Genomic DNA, 8,325 nt, shown 5'->3' with positions numbered 1-8,325 from the left:
ATGGATACCGGGATAATGAATACTTCTTCCTGAAGATAAAAGCAGCGTTCCCCGGTAAAACGCGATGAACCTTTTTTATTTCTGTCATCCGCGCGGCAGCAGGAGCTCACCTTATCCCGGGGCCAACGGGGCGGACTGTATTGTTGTACTTCCGCCGCCTGCCTCCGGCCGGTAAAACCGCGGATTATCAGCCTGGCGGCCACGGCCGTCGGACCGGTAATATCAGGTAACAGTGTCTTAAAAATCACCGTTCAGCGGTTACCGGATTTGGCATTCAGCCATTTATTGTTTACCCTTTGCGCTGAGCAGCTGGTAAATCAGCTACCCTTGATTCACTCAGGAATTTTTATTACAGGATTATTTGATGCAAGACATAAACGTCGTAGATAGCATTCATAATGCCGGCAGCTGGCTGGCACGTAACCAGGAACTGTTGCTGGGTTATGTCGTCAATATTGCGGCTGCCATTGCCATCCTCTTTTTTGGTTTTCTGGTTGCCCGCGTGGTATCAAACGCCCTGAACAAAGTTCTGCTGGCCCGCAGTATCGATCAGACGGTGGCCGACTTTCTGGCGGTACTGGTACGTTACGGTGTTATCGCCTTTACCTTAATCGCCGCCCTTAGCCGTGTCGGTGTACAGACCGCCTCGGTAATCGCTGTACTGGGTGCCGTTGGTCTGGCGGTGGGCCTGTCATTACAAGGTTCTCTGTCGAACCTTGCGGCAGGTGTATTGCTGGTTACCCTGCGTCCGTTCCGTGTCGGTGAATACGTGGACATCAACGGCGCTGCCGGTACCGTACTGAGTGTACAAATCTTCTCTACGACCCTTAAAAGCAGTGACGGGAAGATTATTGTGGTGCCGAACGGCAGCATTATTTCCGGCAAAATTATCAACTACAGCCGTGAGCCAATGAGCCGCAGCCAGTTTATTATCGGTGTCTCTTATGATGCAGATATCGACGAAGTGTTTTCGGTACTGCGCAAAGTGGTGGAAGCTGAGCCGCGTGTAATTCAGGATAAACCGATTGTGGTTGCCCTGAACGAAATGGGGGCGTCAACGCTGAATATCGTTGTTCGTTGCTGGACCACCTATAACGATCAGACCCAGACTTACTGGGATCTGATGGCCGGTTTCAAACGGGCACTGGATGCAAATAATATTGGTATCCCTTACCCGCAAATGGATGTACATATCGTGAATAATTCTGCGCCGGCTATCGACGGCAAACAGTAATTATGATGATGGCCTGCCGCCAGTTTTCTGGCGGACAGGCCCGCCAACTCCCCCCGGATTATTATTTTTTCTAATTATCGATAAGTTCTTTCCATTTCCTTTTCTGCCCGGAAATCGCCAGACTCTGCCTATTCATTAATCGGAGTTTGTCTATGTTATTCTATTTACAGGGAATTACCCTCGGGCTGGCACTTATTCTGCCACTGGGCCCGCAGAATACCTTAATCCTTAATCAGGGAATTTTACGCCGTTATGCACTGATGGCTGCCAGCTTCTGTATCCTCAGTGATGTGCTGCTTATCTGTGCCGGTATTTTTGGTGGCAGTACAATTCTGCAGCAATCGCCGCTGGCATTGCAGTGTATTACCTGGGCAGGCTGTGCTTTCCTGCTGTGGTATGCCGCCGGTACACTTCGTCAGGTGTGGCGGCCTGTGGCTGAAAGCGCCGGACAGCCCCCGCTGGCACAGCAACGCGTTAAAATACTCTTAACCTTAATTGCCGTCACCTGGCTGAATCCCCATGTCTATCTGGATACCTTTGTAGTGCTCGGGAGCCTGGGCAGTCAGGTTCCGGCCCCGTCACGTATCTGGTTTGCGCTGGGGGCAGTGACGGCATCGGTCGTCTGGTTTTATGCTCTGGCATTACTGGCCAGCGGATTGTCACCGTTACTGAAGCGTGGCCGCCCCCGGCAGGTGATTAATTTGCTGGTGGCCGGGATGATGTTTTATCTGGCACTCCGCCTGGCTGCCGAAGGTTTGCTAATGCTGCGGGCAGACAGATAACAGCAGTGCCGCAGAACTTTCCGTATTCCCGTGACTCCAATCAGTTATCACTGCCTGTATTCACGGGCTGACATCCACAGACAGGAGCCGTATTGTGAAATTACAGTCGCTGGTTATCCCGGCTATCTTCGCTGCAGGGGTATCATCCCTGCCGGTTATTGCGGCCGAATCGCCCGATTCACCCCATATTGCGGTGACCGGTCAGGCGCTGGTAAAGGTCAAACCTGATATGGCTACCCTCAGTATTGATGTCCGGGTGACCGACAAACAGGCCGCACAGGCGAAAAAACAGGCCGACCAGCGGGTGGCGCTCTATTTCGATTTTCTGAAGAAAAACGGTATTGATAGTAAGGACATTGATGCCGCCAATATCTCCACCCGCGCGCAATATGATTACAGCAAACAGGGAACAGCACAGTTGACCGGTTACCAGGCAGAACGTCAGGTAAGCGTAACGGTGCGTCATATAGACAGGCTGAATACGCTGCTGGAAGGGGCCCTGAATTCAGGGTTAGATGAAATCCGTGCTGTCACCCCGGCAGTCAGCGACGCGGCACGTTATCAGCAGCAGGCACGGGATGAGGCGATAAAAGATGCTATCAGTCAGGCACAGGCGGTAGCCAAAGGTTTTAATGCACAACTGGGACCGGTCTGGAGTATCCGCTATCATGCTCAGCAACCTCAGCCACAGCCGGTAATGCGCTTCTACGGACTGGCAAAAGCCAGTGCAGAGACTAGCCCGGAAGAAACCTATCAGCAGCAGAGTGTCAGTTTTGATGACCAGTTAAGTGTCGTCTTCGAACTGAAACCGCAGCAGCCTGCGGTTCCCTGACTGAGCCTCTCCGGTGGCCGGGGCTGCTCAGTCAGCAAATTCGCCCTGGCGTAGTACGCCATGGCCGTGTTCCAGTAATGCATCCGTCACCCGGCGCATTAAACGGCTTTCCGGAGCGAAACGGTGCCAGTACAGCATCCGCCGCTGGAACAGGCCGGGGGTTAAATCCACCAGTTCACCGCGCGCCAGCTCGCCGCCGATCTGTAAATGCGGGATCATACAGCACACCGAGCCCTGCCTGGCCAGCTGAACAAAAGCCTCTGATGAATTGACAATATGGCAGGGCACACTGCCGGGAGGCAGGTCGAAATATTGCTGCAAAAACGCCTGATGCATATCATCCAGATGATCAAAGGCCACCGCCGGTGCTTTTAACAGGGCCGGGCGGGTAACCCCGTTCGGGAAATAGCGTCTGGCAAATTCAGGTGAAGCAACAAACAGATAATCCAGTGCCCCCAGTTGGTCAACCAGGCAACTCGGCAGTGCCTGTGGCTGGATACTGACAGCACCGACCACCTCGCCGCGCCGCAAACGTTCCTGGGTACGGCTTTCATCTTCCACCTGTAAATTCAGCCGGACCGGTGAATCGGCCAGTACGTCTTTCAGTGCCGGCAGCAACCAGGTCGCCAGGCTGTCAGCGTTAACCGCAATCGACAGTAATAACGGAGTACTGCTGCCGCTTTCGTCTGCCAGCCATTGTTCTTCCAGCATTTCTACCTGATGCAGCAGGGCCAGTAATTTCTGGCCTTGTTCTGTCGGACGGGGCGGGACAGTTCTGACCAGCAGCGGCTGACCAAACAGGTTTTCCAGCTGTTTAATGCGCTGTGACACCGCCGACTGGGTAATGCAAAGCTTTTGTGCGGCACGCTCGAAGCCCCGTTCGCGGATAACGGCATCCAGTGCCTGAAGTGTTCGGTAATCGGGGCGTTTCATGGTTATTTTGCTCTCTGCTGCAGGGAAAATGCACCCTGTATTATTATGTTTGCCATGGTCAGTCAGCCGTAATGCCTGAAAAATCAGCCAGCTGGTCTGCAAAGCACGAAATCTGTCAGTAACACTAATTATTTTCCTGTAGCTTGTTTTATACTACGTTAACCAACAGAGCGTACAGGGTTAAACATATCATGAGCCAGGATGAACTAAAAAAAGCGGTAGGCTGGGCAGCGTTGAAATATGTGCGGCCGGGCAGCATTGTCGGTGTTGGCACCGGCAGTACGGCAGCCCATTTTATTGATGCATTGGCCACCATTAAACATGACATCGAAGGTACGGTTTCCAGCTCAGAAGCATCGACCAAAAAACTACTGGCTTATGGTATCCCGGTACTGGATCTGAATACGGTTGACCAGTTATCGATCTACGTTGACGGAGCCGACGAAATTAACCCGCAGATGCAGATGATCAAGGGCGGCGGTGCAGCCCTGACCCGTGAAAAGATCATAGCGGCAGTGGCGGATAAATTTATCTGTATTGCTGACAGCTCCAAACAGGTGGATGTACTGGGGCACTTTCCGCTGCCCGTCGAAGTGATCCCGATGGCCAGATCCTATGCCGCACGGCAGCTGGTGAAACTGGGCGGGTTACCAGAGTACCGGCCAAATGTGGTCACCGATAATGGCAATATTATTCTCGACGTTCACAACCTGAGTATTGTCAATCCGCGTGAACTGGAGATTAAGATCAACGCCCTGGCGGGGGTGGTGACCACCGGCCTGTTTGCTGCCAGAGGTGCCGATGTGGCGCTGATTGGTACCGACGCCGGAGTGATCACCCTGAATAAAGACGACTGAACGTCGTCTTTTTTTGTTGCTGCTTTTCAGTGATTTATATCACATTTCTGTTATTACCAGATTAAATATGCTTTCTGACAGCCAGAACAGAGACCGTTGTTACTCTGATCTGCTGCCTGTTGCGGGCAGACAATAAACCGACGCAATCGTTTTCTGTTGCCCGCAGCGTAATATTTGTTATTTTGACAGAAGAAATTCTTATATTCGTATCAACATCATTAACCATAAGGTCGGGCAATGGCAAAGGTATCACTCGAGAAAGACAAAATTAAGTTCCTGCTGGTGGAAGGTGTCCATCAGACAGCACTGGATAATTTACGGGCAGCCGGTTATACCAATATCGAATTTCATAAGGGCGCACTGGACACGGAATCCCTGAAAGATTCGATTCGTGACGCGCACTTTATCGGGATCCGTTCGCGTTCACAGCTCACTGAAGAAGTGTTCGCGGCTGCCGAGAAGCTGATTGCCGTGGGATGTTTCTGTATCGGAACTAACCAGGTTGATTTGGATGCTGCCGCTAAACGGGGTATTCCGGTCTTTAATGCACCGTTCTCTAACACCCGTTCGGTTGCTGAACTGGTGATCGGTGAATTGCTGTTATTACTGCGCGGTATTCCGGAAGCCAATGCCAAAGCCCACCGGGGTATCTGGAACAAAAATGCCAAAGGTTCCTTTGAAGCGCGCGGTAAAAAGCTGGGGATCGTCGGTTACGGTCATATCGGTATGCAATTGGGCGTGCTGGCCGAAAGCCTCGGGATGAATGTGTTCTTCTATGACGTGGAAGATAAACTGCCATTAGGTAACGCCACCCAGGTGAAGAAACTGCATGACTTACTGAATATGAGCGATGTGGTCAGCCTGCATGTGCCTGAAACGCCGGCAACTCAGAATATGATTGCGGCAGCTGAACTGGCGGCGATGAAAAAAGGTGGCCTGCTAATCAACGCCTCACGGGGAACGGTGATCGATATTCCGGCCTTATGTGATGCGCTGGCCAGCAAGCATGTTGGCGGGGCAGCGATTGATGTCTATCCTGTTGAACCGGCCACCAACAGCGATCCTTTTGTGTCACCATTATGTGAATTCGACAACGTTATCCTGACTCCGCATATCGGTGGCTCTACAGAAGAAGCTCAGGAAAATATCGGTGTCGAAGTTTCCGGTAAACTGATCAAATATTCTGATAACGGATCAACACTGTCAGCGGTTAACTTCCCGGAAGTGTCACTGCCGGCCCACGCGGCCAGCGCCAGCCGTTTGCTGCATATCCATGAAAACCGGCCTGGTGTACTGACAGCCATCAACCAGATTTTTGCCGAACAGGGTATCAATATTGTCGGGCAGTATCTGCAAACCACCCCGTATATGGGATATGTGGTGATTGATATTGACGCGCCGCAGGATGTGGCCGACAAAGCACTCGAATTAATGAAAAACATTCAGGGTACTCTGCGTGCCCGCCTGCTGTACTGATCCGCTAAATCCGGGGGACGTTTAGCCCCCCGGAATCCTGCTTTTTCCGCCCTTAATCACGACCATTGCCAGATATTGTCCGGGGTTATCAGCGCCGGTAGCGGGATATCCCAGTGTTCCGCCGGCAGAGCGGTAACCTGCTGGCAGCTGTGAGCAATCCCCACCGGTAAACAGCCATGCTGTTGCCAGCGCTGCAGCGTCCGGTCATAAAAACCACCGCCCATCCCCAGCCGCTGTCCTGTCGCATCAAAGGCGACCAGCGGAACCAGCATCACGTCCAGCTGATCGAGGGTCGCCAGCTGGCGGATATCTAAAGGGGGCTCATCAATTCCCAGCCGGTTCTTTAGCAGCGGGGTCTCCGGCAGGTAGCGGAGAAATAACAGCTGTCCGGCAGAAAAAGGGTGCAGTACCGGCAGATAAACCTGTTGTCCCTGCTGCCAGAGCTGCCTGATTAATGGCCCGGTATCCAGTTCACCATCAAATGACAGAAACAGGGCAACTTTCTGCGCCTGTTGTATCGGCGGGAAAGCCATTGCCCGGCGGGCAGCCGCCTGTGCAGCCTGTTGCTGCTGTTCGCTGCTCAGGGCCTGACGTAAACGGCGAATTTCGGCACGGATCTGTTGCCGTGCAGCAACCGGGGAAAAAGAACTCACGTGACTGTCCGTAGTAATTATGGAAACGTTAATCCAGCACAGGGCTGGCGGTGGGAAATAACCATGACAGTGCAGCGGTTATCTGTAAACAGACTACTACAGATTAGAAATAACCGGCAATAAAATAACCGGCAATAAAATATAACCGGATAAATAACAGGGGATAATACCGGACAGATAAAATACTGCCGATTAATTAAGCAGGAAAAAAACAATGCCGGAACAGGTGAAAAAAACTGTGTCGCATTGTGTTAAAAGGGGAGATCTCCGGGATGCCGCTGCAGGCTGTAACCCTTGAACCCTTGGTTCAAGGTGAACATGTCGTCATTATCATCAGGCTTCCCGGACGGACCGGGCATGCTCACAGTTAATGAGGCGCCACATTCTGTTTGGTATGAAATATCGGCTCAGGGGACTGGCCCGCTCGCAAACATCCCAGAGAAAATTTACTTCATGAATAGTCTAGCACAGGATTCATAAAGTGTTATTCGAATTTCGGTCCCTGATGGTCGGTAATCCGGCCCTGCTCGACTAGTGCCTGTTCAATAGTCTGCTGCAGCATGCGAATACGTTGTTCCATATTCGACGCGTAATCACGGGTTTTATTTTTTTCCTGTGCTAACTCATGACAGATGTTTAGCGCAGCAATAAATACTAATTGCTCAGTATTGTTCACCCGGGTGCGGACCTTCAGGTCCTGTAAGCGCTGGTCAAGGTCAGTTGCTGCCGCAGTGAGTGCTTCCTGCTGTTCCGGCGGACAGTTAACTCTTAACGAACGACCAAATATTTGTATATCTACTGGTTGCGCAGACATGCCACCTTCCTGACTGATTACATTACCCGCATCCGATGCTTTATCGGGGAACGGGGGCCACTATATAGACCTGAATTATAACTTACAACCCCTTTTCTGGAATCCTTCAGGCTGCTAGTGGTAGCATACCATGAACTTAACTTTCCAACATTGATGAATAACTATGTCCTTACAGAACGCACTACCTTCTTTCGACGCCTTATCTGCGACATTATCGTCACAGGGCGTAGGTATGACCGCCGCAGAAATGCACGGTTTAATCAGCGGCATTATCTGTGGTGGCAATCAGGATCACAGCTGGAAAACGCTGGTTCATGACCTGGCGAACGACGGCATGGCCTTTTCACAGCCCCTGTCGCAGCCGTTACAGCAGTTACATGACTCGGTTCAGCAAACCCTCGAAGATGACGGCTTTATGTTCCGCCTGTTAATGCCGGATGACAGCAATTCCACTGTTTTTGAACGTGCGGATGCGCTGGCCGGCTGGGTAAATCATTTCCTGCTTGGCCTCGGTGTTACCCAGCCCAAACTGGACAAAGTGACCGGCGAAACGGGCGAAGCCATCGATGATCTGCGTACTATCGCTCAGCTGGGCTACGATGAAGAGGAAGACCAGCAGGAACTGGAGCAGTCACTCGAAGAAGTGGTGGAGTATGTGCGGGTTGCCGCGGTACTGTGCTACGAAACATTTAATCGACCGCAGCCATCTGTGCCTGAAATACAGAAACCCACTTTGCATTAATG

Annotated in this window: 9 protein-coding genes and 1 other RNA gene; 6 read left to right on the top strand and 4 right to left on the bottom strand. The window is 51.8% G+C overall.

Annotated features, from left to right (window positions below):
* Positions 1-364 precede the first annotated feature (364 nt).
* The 3 genes from mscS to JK211_RS13310 all read left to right on the top strand — a co-directional run bounded on the left by mscS (position 365) and on the right by JK211_RS13310 (position 2,848).
* The gene (gene mscS / locus JK211_RS13320; protein WP_212709157.1) at positions 365-1,234 is read left to right on the top strand and encodes a small-conductance mechanosensitive channel MscS; all 870 of its coding nucleotides are present in this window, start codon (positions 365-367) and stop codon (positions 1,232-1,234) included.
* 152 nt (positions 1,235-1,386) lie between these two features.
* The gene (locus JK211_RS13315) at positions 1,387-2,016 is read left to right on the top strand and encodes a LysE family transporter (protein WP_212709156.1); all 630 of its coding nucleotides are present in this window, start codon (positions 1,387-1,389) and stop codon (positions 2,014-2,016) included.
* A gap of 94 nt (positions 2,017-2,110) precedes the next feature.
* Positions 2,111-2,848, top strand: coding sequence for an oxidative stress defense protein (locus tag JK211_RS13310; RefSeq protein ID WP_212709155.1), 738 nt, complete (start codon positions 2,111-2,113; stop codon positions 2,846-2,848).
* Between the two features lie 27 nt (positions 2,849-2,875).
* Here JK211_RS13310 and JK211_RS13305 read toward each other — a convergent pair whose 3' ends face one another.
* Entirely contained in the window at positions 2,876-3,781 is a 906-nt protein-coding gene (locus JK211_RS13305) for a LysR family transcriptional regulator ArgP (protein WP_212709154.1), read from the bottom strand.
* A gap of 191 nt (positions 3,782-3,972) precedes the next feature.
* Between JK211_RS13305 and rpiA the strand changes: the two genes are divergently transcribed.
* Positions 3,973-4,638 carry a ribose-5-phosphate isomerase RpiA gene (rpiA, locus tag JK211_RS13300; RefSeq protein ID WP_212709153.1) on the top strand — a complete coding sequence of 222 codons (666 nt, stop codon included), beginning with the start codon at positions 3,973-3,975 and terminating at the stop codon, positions 4,636-4,638.
* Between the two features lie 237 nt (positions 4,639-4,875).
* Positions 4,876-6,114, top strand: a complete 1,239-nt coding sequence (serA, locus tag JK211_RS13295) for a phosphoglycerate dehydrogenase (RefSeq protein ID WP_212709152.1) — start codon at positions 4,876-4,878, stop codon at positions 6,112-6,114.
* Between the two features lie 56 nt (positions 6,115-6,170).
* On the opposite strand, the gene JK211_RS13290 is transcribed toward serA, so the two are convergent.
* From JK211_RS13290 to zapA, 3 genes are all read right to left on the bottom strand, one after another.
* Positions 6,171-6,767, bottom strand: a complete 597-nt coding sequence (locus JK211_RS13290; RefSeq protein WP_212709151.1) for a 5-formyltetrahydrofolate cyclo-ligase — start codon at positions 6,765-6,767, stop codon at positions 6,171-6,173.
* A gap of 260 nt (positions 6,768-7,027) precedes the next feature.
* A non-coding RNA gene (gene ssrS / locus JK211_RS13285) (6S RNA) lies at positions 7,028-7,212 on the bottom strand.
* A gap of 39 nt (positions 7,213-7,251) precedes the next feature.
* Positions 7,252-7,581, bottom strand: coding sequence for a cell division protein ZapA (gene zapA, locus JK211_RS13280; protein WP_212709150.1), 330 nt, complete (start codon positions 7,579-7,581; stop codon positions 7,252-7,254).
* Positions 7,582-7,744: 163 nt separating this feature from the next.
* On the opposite strand from zapA, the gene JK211_RS13275 reads away from it, so the two are divergent.
* A complete protein-coding gene (locus JK211_RS13275; protein WP_212709149.1) occupies positions 7,745-8,323 on the top strand; it encodes a YecA family protein in 579 nt (192 codons plus the stop codon).
* Positions 8,324-8,325: the final 2 nt, after the last annotated feature.

Source organism: Tatumella sp. JGM130 (assembly GCF_018257525.1).
GTDB classification, from domain to species: Bacteria; Pseudomonadota; Gammaproteobacteria; order Enterobacterales; family Enterobacteriaceae; genus Tatumella; species Tatumella punctata.
Note: the sequence above shows the minus strand (reverse complement) of the source record. Positions and strands in the feature narration are given on the sequence as shown.

What these genes read in the sequence shown, in the direction of transcription:
- mscS (WP_212709157.1), top strand. Translation starts at nt 365, where the DNA reads ATGCAAGACATAAACGTCGTAGATAGCATTCATAATGCCGGCAGCTGG.
- JK211_RS13315 (WP_212709156.1), top strand. Translation starts at nt 1,387, where the DNA reads ATGTTATTCTATTTACAGGGAATTACCCTCGGGCTGGCACTTATTCTG.
- JK211_RS13305 (WP_212709154.1), bottom strand. Translation starts at nt 3,781, where the DNA reads ATGAAACGCCCCGATTACCGAACACTTCAGGCACTGGATGCCGTTATC.
- rpiA (WP_212709153.1), top strand. Translation starts at nt 3,973, where the DNA reads ATGAGCCAGGATGAACTAAAAAAAGCGGTAGGCTGGGCAGCGTTGAAA.
- serA (WP_212709152.1), top strand. Translation starts at nt 4,876, where the DNA reads ATGGCAAAGGTATCACTCGAGAAAGACAAAATTAAGTTCCTGCTGGTG.
- zapA (WP_212709150.1), bottom strand. Translation starts at nt 7,581, where the DNA reads ATGTCTGCGCAACCAGTAGATATACAAATATTTGGTCGTTCGTTAAGA.
- JK211_RS13275 (WP_212709149.1), top strand. Translation starts at nt 7,745, where the DNA reads ATGTCCTTACAGAACGCACTACCTTCTTTCGACGCCTTATCTGCGACA.